This window comes from Pararhodobacter zhoushanensis (assembly GCF_003990445.1).
In the GTDB taxonomy this organism is placed as follows: domain Bacteria; phylum Pseudomonadota; class Alphaproteobacteria; order Rhodobacterales; family Rhodobacteraceae; genus Pararhodobacter; species Pararhodobacter zhoushanensis.
On the sequence record NZ_REEZ01000002.1, the window covers coordinates 425,206 to 445,828 of the forward strand.

General features: G+C 65.6%; 24 protein-coding genes. 11 read left to right on the forward strand and 13 right to left on the reverse strand.

Translation table 11 applies throughout. From position 1 onward, the window contains the following. Positions 1–25 precede the first annotated feature (25 nt). A complete protein-coding gene (gene phbB / locus EAE28_RS06745; protein ID WP_127105064.1) occupies positions 26–748 on the forward strand; it encodes an acetoacetyl-CoA reductase in 723 nt (240 codons plus the stop codon). A gap of 171 nt (positions 749–919) precedes the next feature. Then, positions 920–1,798, forward strand: coding sequence for an aromatic amino acid exporter YddG (yddG, locus tag EAE28_RS06750; RefSeq protein WP_127105065.1), 879 nt, complete (start codon positions 920–922; stop codon positions 1,796–1,798). Here yddG and EAE28_RS06755 read toward each other — a convergent pair. The 3 genes from EAE28_RS06755 to EAE28_RS06765 form a co-directional block, all read right to left on the reverse strand. After that, the gene (locus EAE28_RS06755; protein WP_127105066.1) at positions 1,776–1,943 is read right to left on the reverse strand and encodes a YdcH family protein; all 168 of its coding nucleotides are present in this window, start codon (positions 1,941–1,943) and stop codon (positions 1,776–1,778) included. The genes yddG and EAE28_RS06755 overlap by 23 nt on opposite strands. Before the next feature lie 126 nt (positions 1,944–2,069). Continuing rightward, positions 2,070–2,816, reverse strand: a complete 747-nt coding sequence (locus tag EAE28_RS06760) for a tRNA1(Val) (adenine(37)-N6)-methyltransferase (RefSeq protein WP_127105067.1) — start codon at positions 2,814–2,816, stop codon at positions 2,070–2,072. Next, on the reverse strand, positions 2,809–3,012 hold the full coding sequence (locus tag EAE28_RS06765) for a putative signal transducing protein (RefSeq protein WP_127105068.1): 204 nt from the start codon (positions 3,010–3,012) through the stop codon (positions 2,809–2,811). The genes EAE28_RS06760 and EAE28_RS06765 overlap by 8 nt, the downstream gene beginning before the upstream one ends. Before the next feature lie 53 nt (positions 3,013–3,065). On the opposite strand from EAE28_RS06765, the gene EAE28_RS06770 reads away from it, so the two are divergent. Further along, positions 3,066–4,061 (forward strand): polyprenyl synthetase family protein, encoded by a 996-nt coding sequence (locus EAE28_RS06770; protein WP_127105069.1) that lies wholly within the window; start codon positions 3,066–3,068, stop codon positions 4,059–4,061. A 4-nt stretch (positions 4,062–4,065) separates the two neighbouring features. Here EAE28_RS06770 and EAE28_RS06775 read toward each other — a convergent pair whose 3' ends face one another. From EAE28_RS06775 to soxR, 4 genes are all read right to left on the reverse strand, one after another. Further along, a complete protein-coding gene (locus tag EAE28_RS06775) occupies positions 4,066–4,911 on the reverse strand; it encodes a 4-(cytidine 5'-diphospho)-2-C-methyl-D-erythritol kinase (RefSeq protein ID WP_127105070.1) in 846 nt (281 codons plus the stop codon). After that, positions 4,911–6,629, reverse strand: a complete 1,719-nt coding sequence (locus EAE28_RS06780) for a tetratricopeptide repeat protein (protein ID WP_127105071.1) — start codon at positions 6,627–6,629, stop codon at positions 4,911–4,913. The genes EAE28_RS06775 and EAE28_RS06780 overlap by 1 nt, the downstream gene beginning before the upstream one ends. A gap of 120 nt (positions 6,630–6,749) precedes the next feature. Next, entirely contained in the window at positions 6,750–8,393 is a 1,644-nt protein-coding gene (locus EAE28_RS06785) for an electron transfer flavoprotein-ubiquinone oxidoreductase (protein ID WP_127105072.1), read from the reverse strand. Positions 8,394–8,480: 87 nt separating this feature from the next. Next, the gene (soxR, locus tag EAE28_RS06790) at positions 8,481–8,954 is read right to left on the reverse strand and encodes a redox-sensitive transcriptional activator SoxR (RefSeq protein WP_127105073.1); all 474 of its coding nucleotides are present in this window, start codon (positions 8,952–8,954) and stop codon (positions 8,481–8,483) included. Between the two features lie 84 nt (positions 8,955–9,038). Between soxR and EAE28_RS06795 the strand changes: the two genes are divergently transcribed. From EAE28_RS06795 to EAE28_RS06815, 5 genes are all read left to right on the forward strand, one after another. Further along, a complete protein-coding gene (locus EAE28_RS06795) occupies positions 9,039–9,422 on the forward strand; it encodes a VOC family protein (protein ID WP_127105074.1) in 384 nt (127 codons plus the stop codon). Positions 9,423–9,565: 143 nt separating this feature from the next. After that, positions 9,566–10,036, forward strand: coding sequence for a transcription elongation factor GreA (gene greA / locus EAE28_RS06800; RefSeq protein WP_127105075.1), 471 nt, complete (start codon positions 9,566–9,568; stop codon positions 10,034–10,036). 11 nt (positions 10,037–10,047) lie between these two features. After that, positions 10,048–11,031, forward strand: coding sequence for a hypothetical protein (locus EAE28_RS06805; RefSeq protein WP_127105076.1), 984 nt, complete (start codon positions 10,048–10,050; stop codon positions 11,029–11,031). 4 nt (positions 11,032–11,035) lie between these two features. Continuing rightward, positions 11,036–11,764: an AzlC family ABC transporter permease gene (locus EAE28_RS06810; RefSeq protein ID WP_127105077.1), complete on the forward strand. Its 729-nt coding sequence runs from the start codon at positions 11,036–11,038 to the stop codon at positions 11,762–11,764. Further along, positions 11,761–12,090 (forward strand): AzlD domain-containing protein, encoded by a 330-nt coding sequence (locus EAE28_RS06815; RefSeq protein ID WP_425466762.1) that lies wholly within the window; start codon positions 11,761–11,763, stop codon positions 12,088–12,090. Before EAE28_RS06810 ends, EAE28_RS06815 begins: the two co-directional genes overlap by 4 nt. A gap of 35 nt (positions 12,091–12,125) precedes the next feature. Here the strand turns inward: EAE28_RS06815 and EAE28_RS06820 are convergent, their stop codons facing one another. From EAE28_RS06820 to EAE28_RS06830, 3 genes are all read right to left on the reverse strand, one after another. Beyond that, positions 12,126–12,722, reverse strand: a complete 597-nt coding sequence (locus EAE28_RS06820; RefSeq protein ID WP_127105079.1) for a hypothetical protein — start codon at positions 12,720–12,722, stop codon at positions 12,126–12,128. 91 nt (positions 12,723–12,813) lie between these two features. Next, positions 12,814–12,945: an aa3-type cytochrome c oxidase subunit IV gene (locus EAE28_RS06825; RefSeq protein ID WP_127105080.1), complete on the reverse strand. Its 132-nt coding sequence runs from the start codon at positions 12,943–12,945 to the stop codon at positions 12,814–12,816. 170 nt (positions 12,946–13,115) lie between these two features. After that, positions 13,116–14,093, reverse strand: coding sequence for an oxidoreductase (locus EAE28_RS06830; RefSeq protein WP_127105081.1), 978 nt, complete (start codon positions 14,091–14,093; stop codon positions 13,116–13,118). Between the two features lie 104 nt (positions 14,094–14,197). Between EAE28_RS06830 and EAE28_RS06835 the strand changes: the two genes are divergently transcribed. Continuing rightward, on the forward strand, positions 14,198–14,860 hold the full coding sequence (locus EAE28_RS06835; protein WP_127105082.1) for a TetR/AcrR family transcriptional regulator: 663 nt from the start codon (positions 14,198–14,200) through the stop codon (positions 14,858–14,860). Here EAE28_RS06835 and EAE28_RS06840 read toward each other — a convergent pair. Together EAE28_RS06840 and EAE28_RS06845 are read right to left on the reverse strand one after the other, a co-directional pair. Continuing rightward, positions 14,857–15,921, reverse strand: coding sequence for an MBL fold metallo-hydrolase (locus EAE28_RS06840; protein WP_127105083.1), 1,065 nt, complete (start codon positions 15,919–15,921; stop codon positions 14,857–14,859). The two genes, EAE28_RS06835 and EAE28_RS06840, sit on opposite strands and share 4 nt — an antisense overlap. Next, positions 15,918–17,627, reverse strand: coding sequence for an acyl-CoA dehydrogenase (locus tag EAE28_RS06845; protein WP_127105084.1), 1,710 nt, complete (start codon positions 17,625–17,627; stop codon positions 15,918–15,920). Before EAE28_RS06845 ends, EAE28_RS06840 begins: the two co-directional genes overlap by 4 nt. Positions 17,628–17,768: 141 nt before the next feature. Between EAE28_RS06845 and EAE28_RS06850 the strand changes: the two genes are divergently transcribed. Continuing rightward, positions 17,769–18,716 carry an L-threonylcarbamoyladenylate synthase gene (locus EAE28_RS06850; RefSeq protein ID WP_127105085.1) on the forward strand — a complete coding sequence of 316 codons (948 nt, stop codon included), beginning with the start codon at positions 17,769–17,771 and terminating at the stop codon, positions 18,714–18,716. Between the two features lie 129 nt (positions 18,717–18,845). On the opposite strand, the gene ald is transcribed toward EAE28_RS06850, so the two are convergent. Next, positions 18,846–19,964, reverse strand: a complete 1,119-nt coding sequence (ald, locus tag EAE28_RS06855) for an alanine dehydrogenase (RefSeq protein WP_127105086.1) — start codon at positions 19,962–19,964, stop codon at positions 18,846–18,848. Between the two features lie 136 nt (positions 19,965–20,100). Between ald and EAE28_RS06860 the strand changes: the two genes are divergently transcribed. Further along, positions 20,101–20,559 (forward strand): Lrp/AsnC family transcriptional regulator, encoded by a 459-nt coding sequence (locus EAE28_RS06860; RefSeq protein ID WP_127105087.1) that lies wholly within the window; start codon positions 20,101–20,103, stop codon positions 20,557–20,559. The last annotated feature ends 64 nt before the right edge of the window (positions 20,560–20,623 follow it).

Here is a 20,623-nt window from a genome sequence, read left to right on the forward strand (position 1 = left end):
CAAGGGAAATCGTGAGGAGGACGACATGGGACGGGTTGCATTGGTTACGGGGGGATCGCGCGGTATTGGCGCAGCGATTGCGATTGCCCTGAAAAACGCGGGTTATTCGGTTGCCGCCAGCTATGCGGGCAATGACGAAGCGGCGAAAAGCTTCACCGCCGACACCGGCATCAAGACCTATAAATGGGATGTGGCCGACTATGAGGCGTCGAAAGCCGGGATCGCGCAGGTCGAGGCCGATCTGGGCCCGGTCGACGTGGTCGTCGCCAACGCGGGCATCACCCGCGACGCCCCGTTTCACAAGATGACCCCCGACCAGTGGAAACAGGTGATCGACACCAACCTGACCGGTGTTTTCAACACCGTTCACCCGCTGTGGCCGGGGATGCGCGAGCGCAAGTTTGGCCGCGTGGTGGTGATCAGCTCGATCAATGGTCAGAAAGGCCAGTTCGGTCAGGTGAACTATGCCGCGACCAAAGCGGGCGATCTGGGCATCGTGAAATCTTTGGCGCAGGAAGGCGCGCGTTTCGGCATCACTGCCAACGCGATCTGCCCGGGTTACATCGCCACCGAAATGGTGATGGCTGTGCCGGAAAAAGTGCGCGAGTCGATCATCGCGGGCATCCCGACGGGGCGTCTGGGCGAGCCCGAAGAGATCGCGCGCTGCGTCGCCTTCCTGGTCTCGGATGACGCCGCTTTCATCAACGGCTCGACGATCAGCGCCAACGGCGGCCAGTTCTTCGTGTAAAAACAACGCGGCAGAGCGGTCACTTCCGCTCTGCCGCCTCTCTGCCCGGTCGCGCGTGCACCACGCGGGCCAACGCCTGTAATCCCGAACATCGTCTTGTTCTTTTGACCGGGGTGCGGTTGTCTGTGGCGCCGGGCCCTGCCCCGGATAGCGGGCAGAACGGACGGCACCATGGAACGCAGCAAAGCCACCGCAATCGGATTTTCAGCCGTGGCGCTGTGGTCGCTGCTGGCGCTGTTCACCGTCGCCTCTTCCCCCGTTCCCCCGCTTCTGCTGAACGCGCTGACCTTTGCCATTGGCGGCGGCGTGGGGCTGATCTGGGTGATCGCAACTGGCGGGTTGGCGCAGTTGAAGTCAGTGCCGCTGTCGGCCTATGCCTTTGGCACTCTTGGGCTCTTTGGCTACCATTTTCTGTATTTCACCGCCCTGCGCATGGCCCCCGCCGCCGAGGCCGGGCTGATCTGCTATCTGTGGCCGCTGTTCATCGTGCTGTTTTCAGGCCTGTTACCAGGCGAAACACTGCGCGCAGGCCACATCGCCGGGGCGCTGCTTGCCTTTGCAGGCGCGGCGCTGATTGTGGCGGGGGGAATTGGCACCGTCTCGGGCGCGTTGACAGGGTATGGCGTGGCGTTTTTGGCCGCGCTGACATGGGCGGGCTATTCGCTGGGTTCTCGGCGGCTGAAATCCGTGCCCACAGCCGCCGTAGCCGTCACCTGCCTGATGACCGCCCTCTTGTCCATCGCCGCACATCTGGCTTTGGAAACAACGGCCTGGCCAGTTGGCCCGCTGGGGTGGCTGGCTGTTCTCGGCCTTGGTCTGGGCCCGGTGGGGCTGGCATTCTATACGTGGGACGTGGGGGTCAAGAGCGGTGACATCCAGCTGCTCGGCACGGCATCTTACGCGGCGCCGCTGCTGTCTACCTTGGTGCTGGTCGTTGCCGGGATGGCGGCGGGAAGCGTCACGCTGGCCTTCGCGGCGGTGCTGATCACCGGCGGCGCGGCCTTGGCCGCGCGCGCCGGGACGCGCGTTACTCGGCCGAAAGCCGGGTAATCTGCTCCTTGAGGCGCAATTTCTGCTTTTTCATGTCGGCGACTGCAAGATCGTCCACGCCGGGCGCGCGCTGCGCGTCCTCGACCTGATCAGCAAGGGTCTGGTGGCGACGGCGCAGTTCCTGAAGATGAGACGTCAACGACATGGATATCCTCCTGTAACGGGTGTCCGTCCTCAGAGTGCACCACAGATTCATCGTTTTGTCACACAAAACCCGGACCGAATTTGCGTCAATTTGGACTTGCCGGCAGGAACAAGCCGATTCCCGGACTCAGCGCCAGTCGAGTGCCTGCGCATCGCGCAACAGTGCCCGCGCATCATCCGAGGCATCATCGCGGTCTTCCAGGTGCTCAGCGCCTGCGTGCATGGTGAGCGGTGCCAGCAACCGGAAGACACCGCGCGCGCCTTTACGCGCCTGCACAATCACCCGTCCAGCGGGCCGCCCGACGCGTGAAGCAACCGGTCGCACGGCAATCGATCCTGCGGGTCCGTCAAGCGCTGCAAGGATCGCGGGCAGGCGTTCGGCCAGATGGATCAGCGTCAGGGTGCCGCCGCTTTTCAGCCGCCGCAAGCCGCAACCGATCCAGTCAGCCAGCGGCGTCTCTTCGCGCAACGCCGCAGCGCGGCCTGCGTCCCGCGCCGCCGGTGAGCTGGGGCGATAATACGGTGGATTTGCCATCACATGATCGAAGGTGACGCGCAGATCGGCTGGCAGATCGGTCAGATCGGCAGTTACGATCCGCGCGTCCAGCCCGTTTTCCTGAGCATTGCGCCGTGCCAGCTGGGCATAATTCTCTTGCCGCTCGACCCCGCTCAGCGCCAGTCCGGGCAACCGTTGCCCCAGCGCCAGCAGCGCCACACCCGCGCCGCACCCCAGTTCAAGCACGCTGTCGCCGGGCCGCGCGCCGACGCTGGCCGCCAGCAGCACCGGGTCCGTTGCGGCGCGGTATCCTGCGCGCGGCTGCCAGATAGACAAGCGCCCGCCCAGGAAGACATCGCGCGTCAGGGGTTCATCCATTCAATTCCACGCCGTTGTCGCGCAGGATGGCCTTGGCCAAAAAGAGATTTTCGTCGCGTACCATCAGCCGCTGCGGCACGATAGACAGCGCGCTCATATGGACGTCAACGGCAAACGTCTCTATACCTTCCGCCGCGAGAAGGGCCGTTGCAAAAGGGATGACCGTCGGGTCTGACGTGCGTAGCAGTTCTTTCATCCAGACAGTAGACGGCAAGCCTTCGCGCTTGTCAAAGCAGAGGCGAATGCCCGATGAGCGTCACCGAAATCAGCCCGCTTGAGGCCCTGTCGCGCGTTCTGACCGATGACATGGAGCGCGTGAACGTGCTGATCCGCGAGCGCATGGCTTCGGACCATGCACCGCGCATTCCAGAAGTCACGGCGCATCTGATCGAGGCTGGCGGCAAGCGCATCCGCCCGATGATGACGTTGGCTGCGGCACGTCTGTGTGGATACGAGGGTGACGCGCATATCAAGCTGGCCGCGACGGTCGAGTTCATCCATACCGCCACGCTGCTGCACGACGACGTGGTCGATGAGAGCGAACAGCGGCGCGGGCGTCCGACGGCCAACCTTTTGTGGGACAACCAATCCAGCGTGCTGGTCGGCGATTACCTGTTCGCGCGGGCGTTTCAGTTGATGGTCGAACCGGGCAATCTGCGCGCGCTGACCATCCTGTCCAATGCTTCGGCCGTGATCGCCGAGGGTGAGGTGCTGCAGCTGACCGCCGCGCAGAACGTCGCCACCGATGAAGCGACGTATATGACGGTGATCCGGGGCAAAACGGCGGCGCTGTTTTCAGCGGCGACGCAGGTCGGGCCGGTGATCGCGGGCGCACCTGAGGCACAGGTGCAGGCGCTTTATGACTACGGTGACGCGCTGGGGATCTGCTTTCAGATCGTCGATGACTATCTGGATTACGGCGGCGCAGGCGATGGGCTGGGCAAGAACCTTGGCGACGATTTCCGCGAGCGCAAGCTGACCCTGCCGGTGATCCGCGCGATTGCCGCCTCGGATGCCGATGAGCGCGTCTTCTGGGACCGCACCATCGGGCGCGGCAAACAGCAGGCGGGTGATCTGGAGCAGGCGATGGCGCTGATGTCCCGGCATGGCACGCTTGAGAGCACCCGCCAGACGGCGCTGGACTGGGCAGAGCGCGCGCGTCAGGCGCTGGCCCCGCTGCCCGACCACCCGCTCAAGGCGCTGCTGAGCGATCTGGCGGGCTTTGTGGTCGAACGGGTGAACTGAGTCCTTACGGCGACGGCAGGCTGCGGGTCGGCAGAATGTAGCGGCCCGGCGCGCTCAGCGCCGTGGCGGCGGCGCGCATCGCGGCTTCGTTGGTAAAGATCCCGAAACACGTCGCGCCCGAGCCAGTCATCCGGGCCAGCAGGCAGCCATCCTGAGCGCCGATGTCCGCAAGCAACGCCTTGATCTGCGGCATCAGGGCAATCGCAGGCGCTTGCAGATCGTTGCGCATCCCTGCCAGCCAGTCGCAGAGCGTCTTCGCATCATCGAAGCGTGGCAGCGCGTCAGGCATCGCTGGGTTCTGGCGCAGGGTCATGGCCTTGAAGACCGCCGGTGTGGACAGCCCCTGCCCCGGATTGACCAGCAAGAGCCACAGCGCGGGTATGCCCGCCACCGGATCAACCCGCTCGCCCAAGCCCCGCATCCGCATCGGTGCTGGCGCGGCCATGCAGACCGGCATATCCGCCCCCAGCCGCATCAGCGCCTGCGTGCCGGGCAGCGGCAGGTCGCGCTCCTCGGCCAGCAGATGCAGCGCGGCAGCGGCGTCAGACGAGCCTCCGCCCATGCCCGAGGCCACAGGGAGCTGCTTATCCAGCGTGAACGCCACGCCTTGCGCGCCGGTCAAACGCGCGGCGCGCAGGACCAGATTGTCAGGCTCAGGGGCAAGGGCAGCGGCACAGGGGCCGGTCAGGTCCAGTGACAGGCCAGGGCCGGTGCGCAGGGTGAGCAGATCGCCAGCTTCGGCAAAGACGACAAGCGAATCCAGCAGATGATAGCCATCCTCACGCTGGCCGGTGACGTGCAGCGTGAGGTTGATCTTGGCCGGGGCGAGGCGTGAAACCGCCGCGCGCATCAGTTGGCCGGGTGAAGGGGCGGCTCGCCCGCCTCGGCCCGCACGACGTCCAGACCGACCTCAAGCTTGCGGCGCAGCTGCTCTTCGTCCAGGTTCTCGGCAGGCAAAAACGAGATCGCGCGACGCCACTGGAACCGTGCCTCGCGCTGACGGCCGACCGCCCAGTACACATCGCCCAGATGGTCGTTGAGGATGGCATCCGTCGGCTCCATCTCGACCGAGCGTTCCATATGCGGCAACGCCTCGTCATAACGGCCCAGTTTGAACAGCGCCCAGGCGAGGCTGTCGAGCACATAGCCGCTGGTCGGATCGCCCGCGACGGCGCGTTCGATCATGTCCAGCGCCTCGTCATAATTCTCGCCACGCTCGATCAGCGAATAGCCCAGATAGTTCAGCACGGTCGGCTGATCGGGTTGAAGCGCCAGCGCCGCGCGGAAGTCCGCCTCGGCAGCTGGCCAGTCATCGGCGCGCGAATAGGCCACGGCGCGGGCAAACAGCAACTGCCAGTCAGGCCGCCCGCCAGCAGCGGTCAGCAGATCAATCGCGCGGGTATAGGCCTGCGCGGACTCGGCGAACTGGTCGTTGCGGCGCAGGAAATCGCCCAGCACGCTTTGCGCGGCAAAGCTCTGCGGGTTCTCTTGTGCCATGGCGGTCAGGTCGGCAATGGCCTCATCGCGCCGGTCCAGAGTCTCCAGCACCTGCGCGCGCCCCATGCGCGCGGCGGTACCGAACACATCGCCGTCCGGGATCGCGTCATAGGCGGCGGCGGCGGCTTGCGGCTGGTCGAGGAACTCAAAGACCTGACCGATCATCAGCTGGGCATCGCTCAGCGCCGGGTTCACCCAGACGGCGGCCTGCGCATAGAGCAGTGCCTCGAGCGCGTTGTCCGAGCTTTGCATCGCGCTGGCCATGACGCCGTAGACCTCGGCCATCCCCTGCGCCGGTGACGAGATCACGTTGAACGGCAGTGCCTGCCCGGCCGCGTAGGACTCGCGCATGTGGACAAGGGCCGGATCGCTTGCGCCGGGGAACACCGAGTCAATCAGCGCAATCGCGTCGTCAAACCGCTCGGTCAGTCCCAACAACTGGGCATAGGCGATATAGCCGCGCCGGTTCAGCGCGGCGGCCACACCAGCGTCGGGGTCTTCGATGATCTCGACCGCGCCCTCGACATCACCGGCAAGGGCCAGCGCCAGGGCGCGGCAGTAGAGCGAGAAGTCCTGCATGCCGTCCATGCCGCCGACCTGATCCAGCGTGTCCAGCGCCTCGGACATGCGGCCCGCGCCCAGATGCGCCCAGGCCCGGGCCAGCCCGTCGATCAGCGGGTGAACGCGGACAGTGTCGCCGCTGATGATATCCAGCGCGGCCGCGTAGTCCTGCTCGTCGAAAGCCTTGGTCAGCAGCACAATGGCCGCCGAACGGCTGGTCGGATCCAGCACGTTCAGCGCCTGCGCGTTGCGGATTGCGATTTCCCGCTCGCCCACTGACAGCGCGCTGACCACCAGCCCTTCAAGTGTGTTGACGTTCTGCGGGTCATCCGCGTGCAGCCGCTCAAGATACGGCAGCGAGCCCGCGAAGTCGTTCAGCACCCCCGCTTCACGTGCGGCCAGAAAGGCCCCCGCCGCATTCTGGGCCTGCCCCGAGTCCGGTGCCAGCACAGCGGCGGTGGACATCAGCAGGGCCAGTAGGGCCGGACGAAACTGTTGGGGAAAGGGCAAAGGTCACTCCAGCGGTGCTGAGGGATTGTCAGACCTCAAGGTGTAGCGACCCGGTTGCCCAAGGGCAATGCGCAGGGCGCCGTCGCGCGTGCGTGACGCATCACGCACGCGCGAGATCGGTCACATATTCGGGTAATTCGGCCCGTCCCCGCCCTGCGGCGTGGTCCAGGTGATGTTTTCGGACGGATCCTTGATGTCGCAGGTCTTGCAGTGGACGCAGTTCTGGAAGTTGATAACGAACTCTTTCTTGCCGTCCTTCTCGACCACTTCATACACCCCCGCCGGGCAATAGCGCTGCGCCGGTTCGTCGTAAATCGGCAGGTTCACCTTGATCGGGATCGTCGGGTCCGTCAGCTTGAGGTGCGCGGGCTGCGATTCCTCATGGTTGGTGAAACTGAAGGCGACGTTGGTCAGCCGGTCGAACGACAGCTTGCCATCGGGGCGCGGGTAGTCGATCGGCTTGAACTTGGCCGACTCGCCGGTTGCCTTGGCGTCGTTCTTGCTGTGCTTCATCGTGCCGAAGACCGAGAAGCCCAGCGTGTTGGTCCACATGTCGAACCCGCCAAAGGCCAGCGACGGGAAGAGGCCCAGCTTGGACCACAGCGGCTTGACGTTGCGGACCTTCTTGAGATCCTTGCCGATCACGCCGCTGCGCAGCGTGTCTTCATAGGCGGTCAGCTCGTCGCCCTCACGCCCGGCCTGCAGCGCGGCATAGGCGGCCTCGGCGGCCTCGATGCCCGAGTGCATCGCGTTATGGTTGCCCTTGATGCGCGGCACGTTGACCAGACCGGCCGAGCAACCCAGCAGCACGCCGCCGGGGAAGGTGACTTTCGGCACGGACTGATAGCCGCCTTCCGAGATCGCGCGTGCGCCGTAAGCCACGCGCTTGCCGCCCTTGAGCAGCTCGGCGATCACCGGGTGATGCTTGAAGCGCTGGAATTCCATGTAGGGATAGACATGCGGGTTGGCGTAGTTCAGGTGCACCACGAAACCGATCAGCACCTGATTGTTCTCGAAGTGATAGATGAACGACCCGCCGCCCGCGTTGCCGCCCAGCGGCCAGCCCATCGTGTGGGTGACGGTGCCCTCGCGGTGCTTGTCGGGGTCGATCTCCCAGATCTCTTTCATGCCCAGACCGAATTTCTGCGGGCATTTGTCTTTGCTCAGCTCGTATTTCGCGATGAGTTGCTTGGCCAGCGAACCGCGCACACCCTCGGCGATGAAGACGTATTTGCCGTGCAACTCCATGCCCGGCTCATAGTTCGGCCCCATCGAGCCGTCGCTTTCCTTGCCGAATTCACCGGCAACCACGCCTTTGACCCGGTCGCCGTCATAGACCAGCGCCGAGGCCGACATGCCCGGGAAAATCTCGACGCCCAGAGCCTCGGCCTGTTCGGCCATCCAGCGGCAGACGTTGCCCATCGACACGATATAGTTGCCGTGGTTGTTCATCAGCGGCGGCATCGGCCAGTTGGGAATGCGGATCTTGCCCGCCTCACCCAGCAGCAGGAAATTGTCATGCTTGACCGGCACGTTCAGCGGCGCGCCTTTTTCCTTCCAGTCGGGCATCAGGCGGTTCAGGCCCGACGGGTCCAGCACCGCGCCCGACAGGATATGCGCGCCAACCTCGGACCCTTTTTCCAGCACCACGACGCTCAGATCGGCATCCAGTTGCTTCAGGCGGATCGCTGCGGACAGGCCAGCCGGGCCTGCACCAACGATGACGACATCATACTCCATGGATTCGCGTTCGATATCGGACATGGTGGCTCCTCGCGTCGGGTTGGCTGCCGTTTGGCGCAATTTTGTTTCGTGGTGGATACCCTCGCACCCTGCCCCGGTCAATCAGGACTACACGTCAGAATTCAACACCGAGGCCGCACTATCCCCCATCAGATAGCGCGGGCCGCTGCCTTTGGCATGCGCGCGGTCATCGGGGTTATAAAGCCGGCACTTGGGCAAGCTCAGACAGCCGCAGCCGATGCAGCCGTCCAGATCGTCGCGCAACCGCTCCAGCGTGGCGATGCGCTGGTCAATCTGCGCGCGAAACCGCAGGCTGATGCGCGCCCAGTCGGCGGGGGTGGGCGTGCGGTTTCCCGGCAATTCGCTCAGCAGCGCGCGGATGTCGGCCAGCGAGACGCCGAATTGCTGGGCGATCATCACAAAGCTCAACCGCCGGATCGCGGCACGGGCGAATCTGCGCTGACCGCCCGCGTTGCGGTCGGCGGTGATGAGGCCCTGTGCCTCATAATAGCGGATCGCCGAAACGGCGAGGCCGGTGCGCTCGGCCAAAGCGCCGATCGCGAGGCCGCGTTCGGGGGGCATGGGCGGGCTCCTGAAAGGCTTGACCTAAAGTTAAGTTTAGCAATTACGCTGATCCCTGCAAGCCGAATCACAAGGAACCCACGCATGGTTACCACGCTGGAACACACCAACCTCACCGTCACCGACGCCTTGGCCACCGCGGCATGGATGGCATCGGTCTTTGGCTGGCACACCCGCTGGCAGGGACCGTCCATTCACAACGGATTCTCGGTCCACGTCGGGTCCGACGACAGCTATCTGGCGCTCTATCAGCCCAAGACCCCGCCCACCCCGAACGCGGCAGGCAGCTATGCCACGATCGGCGGGCTTAACCATATCGCCGTGACCGTGTCCGACCTCGACGCCACCGAAACGCGGGTGCGCGCCCAGGGTTTCACCACGCATAGCCACGCCGATTACGAACCCGGACGCCGGTTCTATTTCAACGATAGTGACGGCGTGGAATACGAAGTCGTCAGCTATTCCTGAGACAACCGGCGCGCGAACGCCCACGCCCCGCCCGCTGTCGTGGCGGGGCTTGCATTCCTCGGCCCCATGTTGTCAGGTACACGGGTTGATCCGAATTGCCCCGGCCTATGGCCGTGGGCGTTTTCATTTGTATGTGAGACCCCATGGAAAAGATCCTCATGACCCGCCGCGGCTTTGACGCCCTGGACGAGGAACTGCGCCAGCTGAAAAGCGTGGAGCGCCCCGCTGTGATCCGCGCAATTGCCGAGGCGCGCGAGCATGGCGATTTGTCTGAAAATGCCGAGTATCACGCGGCCCGCGAGAAGCAGAGCTTCATCGAAGGCCGGATCAAAGAGGTCGAAGGCCTTCTCGGCCGCGCCGAAGTCATCGACACCTCGAAACTGAGCGGGTCGATCAAATTCGGCGCGACGGTGAAGATCGTTGACGAAGACACCGACGAAGAGCGCACCTATCAGATCGTGGGCGAGTCCGAGGCCGACATCGAGAACAACCTGCTCAACATCAAGTCGCCGCTCGCGCGGGCCTTGATCGGGAAAGAGCCGGGCGATTCGGTCGAAGTCCGCACGCCGGGTGGCGAGCGCAGCTACGAAGTGATCTCCGTCGACTTTCGCTGACGGCCCCGGGTATGCCCGAGGACTCGAAACACCGCGCACGCAAGAGCCGCAAGGCGCATAAGCCCCGCATCTCGCCCGAGATGCTGGCCTTTGTGCTCTCGCTTGCCTGGCTTGTCTTGCTGGTCGCGGCGTTTGGTGTTCTGGGCCAGCAGGGCATGCAGATTGCCGACACGCTGGGGCTGGTGGTGCTGGCACTGGCGGTGTTCCTGCCGATCGCGCTGATCTGGCTGGCCGTGCTCGTCCTGCGCGCCGCCCGTGACATGCGCGACGAATCTGTGCGGCTGCACGCCACGGTCGAGGCGATGCGCCGCGGCTGGATTCGCGAACAGCAGGCGGCAGGCCTGTCGCTGAAGCCGACGGTCGAGGAAAAGCTCGACGAGATCGCGGCGGCGCAAAAGGCGACCGAGGACCGTCTGGTCAGCTTTACCACCCGCCGCAGCCTGCCGCGCAGCCTGTTGATCGAGGGCGACAGCGACGGCACCCAACCGCTGCTGGCGCTGGAAAACCCGGCCCCCGCGCCCGAGCCGCTGCCACCCGCCGATTTCATCCGCGCCCTGAATTTCCCCGAGACCGAAACCGACGAGGCCGGCTTTGCCGCCCTGCGCCGGGCACTGGCCGATCATGGCGCGGCGATTCTGGTGCGGGCCGCACAGGACGTGCTGACCACCCTGTCGGAAGAGGGCATCTTCATGGATGACCTGCACCCCGACCGCGCCCGCCCCGAGGTCTGGCGCGCTTTCGCCATGGGGGTGCGCGGTGCCGAAGTGGCGGGGCTGGGCGGCATTCGCGACCGCTCGTGTCTGGCGCTGACCACGGCCCGGATGCGCTCGGACCCCGAGTTCCGCGATGCCGCGCACCGTTTCCTGCGCGCCTTCGACCGGCGGTTTACCGTGTTCGAGGCGCTGGCCTCGGACGGCGAGATCGCCCAGTTCGCCGAGACCCGCTCGGCCCGCGCGTTCATGCTGCTGGGCCGCGTCACCGGCATATTCGGATAAAGCAATGACCACAGCGCCAATTCTCACCCCTCGCGGGGCCTTCTTTCAGGGCATGCGCCACGGCGGGCCCTTTGTGCTGATCGTCGGACCTTTCGGTCTGGTGTTCGGTGTCGTCGCCATGGAAACCGGCCTCAACGTGCTGCAGGCGCTGTCGTTTTCGGTGGTGGTCATCGCCGGTGCCGCGCAGCTGACCGCCCTGCAACTGATGACCGACCAGGCACCGCTGATCATCGTGCTGATCACCGCGATTGCGGTGAACATGCGGATGGCGATGTACTCGGCGTCCTTGGCCCCGCATCTGGGCGATGCGCCCTTCTGGCAGCGGGCGCTGGTGGCGTATTCGATGGTCGACCAAGCCTATGCGCTGTCGATCCTGCGCTTCGAGCAAGAGCCCGAACTCAGCACGGCGGTGAAGATCGCCTATTATTTCGGTGCTGTCGCGCTGATCTGCCCGGTCTGGTATCTGTCAACGCTGGCCGGTGCGGTGCTGGGCAATCAGATCCCCGCCAGCATCCCGCTCAGCGCGGCAGTGCCCATCGCTTTCATCGCGCTGATCGGCCCGATGCTGCGCACGCTGGCGCATGTGGCGGCGGCGTTTGTGTCGGTCGCGGGCGCGCTGCTGCTGGCCGCGCTGCCGTATAATCTGGGCCTTTTGCTGGCCGCGCTGGCAGCGATGGCAACCGGCGCCCTGGTCGAGATCTGGGCCACACGCCGACGGGGGAACAGCGCATGATCATGTCCAACGGAACAATCTGGCTGGTGATCGTCTTGCTGGGGCTGGGCACCTTCGCGCTGCGCCTGTCGTTTCTGGGCCTGATCGGCAACCGCCCCCTGCCCGCCTGGGCCCTGCGTCTGCTGCGCTATACCCCGGTGGCGGTGATCCCCGGCCTGATGGCCCCGCAGATCTTTCGCCTGCAGCCGGACACCGGCCTGCCGGACCCCGTGCTGCTGACGACCGTCGGCGTCACTTTGGTTGTGGGGCTTTGGACCAAGAACGCAATCTGGGCGATGGTCGGCGGCGCGGTGGTCTTGACCACCCTCACCCTGATCGGCGCATAAGAAAAAAAGGGGCCTCGCGGCCCCTTGTTCGTATCTTACTCGGTGTATTGCTGTCGCTCAGTCGGTTCGGCGTCGGAATAGATCCGTTCTTCGACAACACCTGCGATAGTGCCAAACTGCTCGGACAGGCGGTTGGGCTGAAAGCCCGAGCGGATCCATTCGTAGCCGGGCACCTGATTGAGGATATGCACGATGGATTTCGCGCAATAGGCGTCGGGCACCGGGCCTTCCTGCTCGGCCAGCCGCAGGATGTATTCGGCGGTCTCGGGTGGGACTTGCAGGTGCTGGATCAGCACATGATGCGTCCGGCGCGCGTGGTAATAGGTGTAGCGATAGAGCTGCCGCTCATCGAAACCGTAATGCACGTCGTGGCGTTCCGGCGCATCGGGATGCGTCCAGGTGCCCGCCGGGTCAAACAGAACCCGTTGGCTGGGCGCGTTGATCATCATCGCCGAATGCTCGCCGCGCCCGGTTTCATTGTTGATCACGTTGAACACAACGATCTCGGTCGGGCCGTCATGCTGATAGCGGGCGGCGATCACATCGGCTTCGGGCGCCCAGACGACGGGTTTGGTACAGGCGGCCAGCAAGGCCAGCGCCACAAGGGCCACAAGGCGCGTCAGCAGGGGCATGAGATGTCCTTCACCGAAGGGCTGGCGCGCCCGCTGGGCGCGCGCCGCCGCACAGAGGTGTCCGCGTCGGCCGGTCGCCCGGCCCGGCGCGTCAGGCGTTGACCAGCGCCATGAAAATCAGGCAGCCGATTGAAAATGCTGCAACGATGATCGACGCACGGATGAAACCGTTGAAGGTTTTTTCCTGCGAGGTGGTGTCCATCGAGCCGTGTTCATGCGCCATTGTCGGAACTCCCGTAAGCGTGGATTTCCCCTTCCTTAGCGGATTGAGAAACCCCTGTCACCTGCATTGGACTGTGTCGCTATGGCACAGCAGCGCGGGCACGGCAGGGATGCCACACCCGGGCCGCGGCCCGCTCTTCTCGTACGATTTCAGCGCTTTGGGGACTCGGCTCAGGCAGCAGCCAGCATCTTGGTGCTGATCTCCCACAGCCGTTCCGCCGACTCGTCATTGGCCGCGTGGGCGTTGACCCCGGCAAAGCGCGCCGTCGGGCTGTCGGGATCGGTCGGCAGCGCGATATCGCAATCCTCGCAATAGACGCCCGGCTTGCCCACCAGCAGCGGCGAGGTTGCCGCCCAGAGCGTTGTCGAGCACCCCTGCTCGGGCGTCTTGAACCCGGCCCTGGCCAGTTCGGACGGCTGCCCGTCCTCACCCAGCCAACCCAGCGCGACCATCTCTTCTTGCGGCAGATGGCGTTGCAGCGGGGTGAAGATGCCGCCCGGATGCACGGCAAACGCATGCCCGCCGCTTGGCTTCAGCCGCCGCGACAGGGCGTTGGCGAAGAGCGCGTCGGCGGTCTTGGCCTGACCATAGGCGACCCATTTGTTGTACTCGGTCGTCTCGAAATTGATGTCGTCCCACAGCACGTCGGAAATCTTGTGCCCGGTCGAGGACAGTGCAACCACCCGCGCCTCGGGCGTGGTTTCCAGCAGGCTGAACAGCGCTTGTGCCAGCGCGAAATGGCCCATGTGGTTGACGCCGAACTGCGATTCCCAGCCCGGTCCGACGCGCTCCAGCGGACAGGCCATGATGCCCGCGTTGTTGATCAGCAGGTTCAATTGCTTGTTTTCGGCCAGAAAACTGTCGGCAAAGGCACGCACCGAGCGCAGATCGGCCAGATCCATCGGCACGCTGACCACGTCACCGTCGACGCCTGCCAGCGCCTCGGCCGCCTTGGCCGGGCTGCGCACCGGCACCACCACGCGCGCGCCTTTGGCCGCCAACGCACGCACCGCTTCCAACCCGATCCCGCTGTAGCCGCCGGTGACGATCGCGGTCTTGCCGGTCAGGTCGATCTTGGCCAGCACCTCGGCGCCGGTCGATTTGGCGGGAAAGCCGGAGTTGACCGGGACTTGATCTGCAACGCTCATGCTGTGTCCTTTCGCGGAAACCAGAAACTGAATTCAGGTTCGGTTTTGACAGATGAATCGCAATCTGTCAAGAAAGCCGAATAGAAATTCAGTTTCAGGGCCCCATGACCAAAGATCGATGGCTTTCAGACCTGCACTGGCGCCGCCCCAGCCAGCAGACCCGCAGCGAGCGGACACAGACCGCGTTGATGGACGCGGCTGAGGCCCTGATCGTGGAAAAAGGGCCCGACGCGACCTCGATCGCCGATATAGCCCAGCGCGCGCAGTGCTCGGTCGGGACGGTCTATCACCACTTCAAGGACAAGAAGGCGCTCTACTACGCGCTCTTTCACCGCATGACGCAGGAGTATGCCGATTTCACCCGCCGCGCCTCGGACCCGGCGTTGTGGGAGGGGGCAACGGTGCTCGAACTGCTGCGCGGCTATGTCGAGATCATGCTCAGCGTGAAGGTGCAGGCGGGCAACGCCAAGGCCGCCGTGACAGCGGTCATCGCCGATCAGCCAGACCTGCGCGCCCATGTGGCGGAACTGCAGGCGGACGGACGCCGTGCCTTGCGCGACCGTATCCTGACGCGCCGCGACGACATCGGCCACCCTGAGCCCGAGCAGGCGGTGGGGTTCTTCATCGACCAGTTGGGCGCGATGCTCTTTGCGCGCTCGGACGCCAGCCAGCGTGTCGCGTCGATTGCGCGGCTGGACGATGCGGCATTTATGGAAGAGGTGCTAACGCTGGCCCGGCGCTATTTGCGCCTGAAGCCCGAGGCTTAGCCTACCGCCTGCCACAACCACGCGCCCTGCGGGTCATCACGCCAGCGGCGCACGCGGCCATGGCGCAGCAAGTGGTTCAGGTGCGCGACCGCCTCGACCAGCGCCATGCCCGCCGACGCACCGGTGATCTCGCGCTTGAAGAGCGGCAGAAAGCATTGCGCGGCGGTTTTGGGCTCGGTCAGGAAATCTTCCAGCCGGTTCAGCGCACCGACATGGTTCTCGACCATCTGGCGCAGGCGCAGCGGCAGGCCGGTGAAGGGCAGCTTGTGGCCCGGCAGCACGAAATGCCGCTCCTCGGCGAATTGCGCCAGACGGGTGCAGCTTTCCATCCATTCGCCGACCGGATCGGCGTCGGGCTCGGTCGCGTAAACACCCAGATTGGCGCTGATCCCGGGCAGCAACTGATCGCCACCGATCACCAGATCGTCGTCCAGACTCCAGAAGGTCGCATGTTCCGGCGCGTGGCCGTTGTCGCAACGCACACGCCAGCGGCGGCCGCCCATCGTGATCTCATCACCCTCAGCCACGCGGGTGTAGCCCAGCGGCAGATAGGACACGACATCCTTGAAATTGAAGGGGTTTTCTTCCATCCGCCGCGCGATCTCGGCCTCGTCCACACCCGCACTGCGCCAATAGGCAACGGTCTCGGGCACCGGGCGGTCGTGCACATCCAGAAGCAGCATGCGCGCGAACAGCCATGAGGTGCGGGTGGTCACCAACTCGGCCCCGTGGTCGGTCTGCATCCAGCCTGCCAGCCCGATGTGGTCGGGGTGGTGATGCGTTACCACCACGCGACGGATCGGTCGGCCCTGCAGCGGACCAGCGATCAGCCCCAGCCATGCCTCTTTCGATTTCCCACCACCAAAGCCGGTGTCGATCACCGTCCAGCCGTCGCCATCATCCAGCGCATAGACGTTGACGTGGTCGAGCTGCATCGGCAGCGGCAACCGCATCCACAGCACGCCCGGCGCCACCGTGATCGCCTCACCCGGCGAGGGCGGCTCTTCATGCGGAAAGCGGATACCGGGGTCTTGTGGACGCGGGGCAGTGGTTTGGGTCATGCGCTTTCCAGATCTTCGGCACTCAGAGCATAGAGCTGCTCGGCCCCGGCGCGGGCCTGCACCAGGAGCGATTCGTGCTCGGGCAGAATACGGTCGATGAAGACGGTGGCAAGCCGGGCGCGCGGCCCGTCAGGATCGGCCAGCGCGGCCTTGAGGTGGTAATGCGCGCCCAGAATGCGGGCAAAGGCGCGCAGGAAGGCGGTCGCCCCGGCGTTGCGGTCGCCCGGATCCTGCGCAACCAGCCATTCGGTCGCCTCGCGCAGGGTTTCAGCCGCATCCCAGACCTTGTGGGCCAGTTCGGGCGCTTTGGCGCGCGCAGCCTCGGCGGTATCCTCGACCTCTTGCAGCAGCCGGAAGGCCGCTTCGCCGCCGTCCATCATCTTGCGGCCCACCAGATCCATCGCCTGAATGCCGTTGGTGCCCTCATAGATCGGCGTGATCCGGGCATCGCGCAGGTACTGCGCCGCCCCCGTTTCCTCAATAAAGCCCATGCCGCCGTGGATCTGCACGCCCAGCGAGGCGACTTCGCAGCCAATATCCGTGCCTTGCGCCTTGGCAATCGGGGTCAGCAGCGCGGCGCGGGCGTTCCAGCTGTCCTTGCCGGTGGCTTTGGCCATGTCGATAGCCATGCCGCAATCCAATGCAATGGCACGGGCGGCGAAGATCTCGGCCTTCATCACCGCCAGCATGCGGCGCACGTCGGCGTGATCGATGATCGCGCCGTCGCCCAGCGGCGTGCGGCCCTGCTTGCGGTCCTTGGCATAGGCCAGCGCGTGCTGATAGGCGGCTTCGGCCACACCGATGCCCTGCGCGCCGACGCCCAGACGGGCGTTGTTCATCATGGTGAACATCGCTGCCATGCCGCCATTCGGCTTGCCGACCATCCAGCCCTGCGCGCCTTCAAAGCTCATCACGCAGGTGGGCGAGCCGTGGATGCCCAGCTTGTGCTCCAGCGAGACCACGCGCAGGCTGTTGCGCTCGCCGGGGTTGCCGGCGGCGTCGGGGATCAGCTTGGGCACCATGAACAGGCTGATGCCCCGCGTGCCGGGCGCGCCATCGGGCAGACGGGCCAGCACCAGATGGCAGACGTTCTCGGCCACGTCATGATCGCCCCAGGTGATGAAGATTTTCTGCCCGGTGATCGCATAGCTGCCGTCGCCGTTATCCTCGGCCTTGGTGCGCAGCGCGCCGACGTCGGAACCGGCCTGCGGCTCGGTCAGGTTCATCGTGCCGGTCCATTCGCCCGAGATCAGCTTGGGCAGATACAGCGCCTTGAGGGTGTCGCTGGCATGGTGATCCAGCGCTTCGATCTGGCCTTGGCTCAGCAGCGGGCAGAGTTGCAGCGACAGGCAGGCCCCGGCCATCATCTCGAACACGGCGGTGTTCAGCGTCAGCGGCAGCCCCATGCCGCCATGCTCGGGCGAGGCAGAGAGGCCGACCCAGCCGCCCTCGGCAATCGCCTTGTAGCCGTCCTTGAAACCCGGCGAGCTGCGCACGACGCCGTTTTCCAGCTTGGCAGGCGTCAGATCGCCGCCACGGTTCAGGGGGGCCAGCACCTCGTCACACAGACGGCCGACTTCGGTCAGAATGGCATCGGTCACGTCGGCACCAGCCTCGGCAAAGAGGTCGGTCTGGGCGAGACGGTCGTAGCCCAGAACCTTGTCGAGCAGGAAACGGGTTTCGGCGACGGGTGAGGTGTAGGGCATTGGCTATCTCCGTGGCTGACGCGCGGGACCAGTGAAAGAAGGGCTGCTTGGCAAGCCCGGTCGAGGGTTGTATTGCCCCAGTTCAGCGCCTTTCGCTACCCGCAGAAATCAAAACGCAGCGTCACCCGAGGCCGCCCCGCCATGCCCGAGACCCGCCTTCTGACCGCCGATGCGCCGGGCCTGACCCGGGCCGCCGCGCTGCTGCGCGCGGGCGGGCTGGTCGCCTTTCCGACCGAGACGGTTTACGGGCTGGGCGGCGACGCGACGCAGGACCATGCGGTTGCCGGGATCTTTGCCGCCAAGGGGCGGCCGCGGTTCAATCCGCTGATCGTGCATGTACCGGATGTGGCGCTGGTGTCGCGCTATGCGGTACTGACGCCGCTGGCTGAACAGCTGGCGGCAGCGTTCTGGCCCGGCCCTTTGACGCTGGTGTTACCGCTGCGATTGGATGGCGGGCTTTCACCGCTGGTGACGGCGGGGTTGGAGACCGTGGCAGTGCGCGTGCCCGCGCACCCGGTGGCGCGCGCGTTGCTGGAAGCCTTCGGCGGGCCGCTGGCCGCGCCTTCGGCCAACCCGTCGGGGCGGATCAGCCCGGTAACGGCGCAGCATGTGCTGGACGGATTGAGCGGTCGGATCGATGGGGTAGTCGATGGCGGGGCCTGCGCGGTGGGGCTGGAGTCGACGATTCTGGATGCCACCGGCGATGCCCCGGTGCTGCTGCGCGCGGGCGGGCTGGCGGTGGAGGCGGTCGAGGCGCTGGGGCTGCGTGTGGGGACGGTGACGGGTGGCGCGATCACCGCGCCGGGGCAGCTGGCCTCCCATTACGCGCCGCGCGGGCGGGTGCGGCTGGGGGTCGTATCGCCGGAGGCCGGTGAGGTCTGGGTCGGCTTTGGCCCCTGCCCAGGCGCATCGCTGACGCTGAGTGAGGCAGGCGACACGACGGAAGCCGCCGCCCGCCTGTTCCACGCCCTGCACGAGGCCGATGCACTGGCCGGACCCGGCGGGCGCATCGCTTTTGCGCCGCTGCCTGAGGTGGGCTTGGGCCGCGCGGTGAACGACCGGCTGCGGCGCGCGGCGGCACCGAGGTAGCGAGGGGGCTGCGCGCCCCCTCGCGCTCCCCGCGCCAAAGGGGGCGCACGCGCCCCCTTTGGAAACCCCCGTGCGTATTTGGGGCAAGATGAACGGGCTGGCGTGAGAAGGGTCCGCGCTGACTGCGCTTCAGACCCGGAGCGCCTCGCGCGGGTCCATGACCGGCAGGTCGAGCGCCTTGCCGACAGCGGCGTAGGTCAGGTGCCCCGCGTGGGTGTTGAGGCCTGCCATCAGATGCGCATCCTCTGAGCAGGCCAGACGCCAGCCCTTGTTGGCCAGCGCCATCAGGAACGGCAGCGTCGCGTTGCCCAGCGCCTGCGTCGAGGTGCGCGCGACGGCGCCCGGCATGTTGGCGACGCAATAGTGCAGCACGCCGTCCACCTCATAAATCGGGTCGGCGTGGGTGGTGGCATGCGAGGTCTCAAAGCAGCCGCCCTGATCAATCGCCACATCGACCAGCACCGCGCCGGGCTTCATGGCTGAGAGCTGCGCACGGCTGACCAGTTTGGGCGCGGCGGCACCGGGGATCAGCACCGCGCCGATGATCATATCCGCGACGGGCAGCAGATCGGCCAGACCGGCGGCGCTGGAGTATTGCGTGGTCAGGCGGCCCTGAAAGATGTCATCGAGATAGGACATCCGCGGGATCGAGCGGTCGAGCACCGTCACATTCGCCCCCATCCCCACCGCGACCCGCGCCGCCGCCGTGCCGACGACCCCGCCGCCGACGATGACCACATTGGCCGGACGCACACCCGGCACGCCGCCCAACAGCACGCCGCGCCCGCCATTGGCCTTTTGCAGCGACCAAGCGCCGACCTGCGGGGCCAGACGGCCCGCGACCTCGGACATCGGCGCCAGAAGCGGCAGCCCGCCGTTGCGGTCGGTGACCGTCTCATAAGCGATGGCGGTGACGCCGCTGTCGAGCAGGTCGCGGGTCTGCGCGGCGTCGGGCGCGAGGTGCAGGTAGGTGAACAATAGCTGGCCTTCGCGCAACTGCTTGCGCTCGACAGGCTGCGGTTCCTTGACCTTGACCACCATTTCCGCCGTGGCGAAGATCTCGGCGGCGGTGTCGACGATCCCGGCCCCGGCGGCGCGGTAGTCGTCGTCGCTATAGCCAGACCCCAGCCCCGCGCCGGTCTCGATGATCACACGGTGGCCCGCTGCGACGGCCTCATGCGCGGCGGCGGGGGTGATCCCGACGCGAAATTCCTGTGGCTTGATTTCCCGGGGGCATCCGATCAGCATCGTGCTCTCCTGTTGCTTGTGCGCTCAGGGTCGCGCATCGGGACTGACAGGTGCTTGATTTTTTCGGCGAGACAAGGAAAGATCGCGCAAGAAGCTTCGACATTTACACCAACCCTTCGATGAAAGTTGCGCTGCAATGCAGCTAGACGCTACAGACCGCCGCATCCTGAGAACGCTTCAGCGTGAAGGGCGCATGTCCAACGCCGAGCTGGCCGAGCAGATCGTGTTGTCGCCCTCGGCCTGCCACAGGCGTGTGCAGCGGCTGGAAACCGACGGCTTCATTGCGGGCTATGTCGCGCTGGTCGATCCGCGCAAGATCGGCAAGCCGACGACGGTGTTTGTCGAGATCACGCTTAACGGCCAGTCGGACGAACTGCTCGACGGATTCGAAAAGGCCGTGGCCAAGATCCCCGATGTGCTGGAATGTCACCTGATGGCGGGCAGCGCGGATTACTTACTGAAACTGGTGGTCGAGGATACCGAGGATTTCGCGCGCATTCACCGGCAGTATCTGGCCCGCCTGCCCGGCGTGGCGCAGATGCAGTCGTCTTTTGCGCTGCGCACGGTGGTCAAGACGACGGCGTTGGACCTGTAACGCCGGATTGTCATGAAACCGTCACGCAGCGGGCCTAAGCGCGAGCGACACAGCAGGAGCTTGC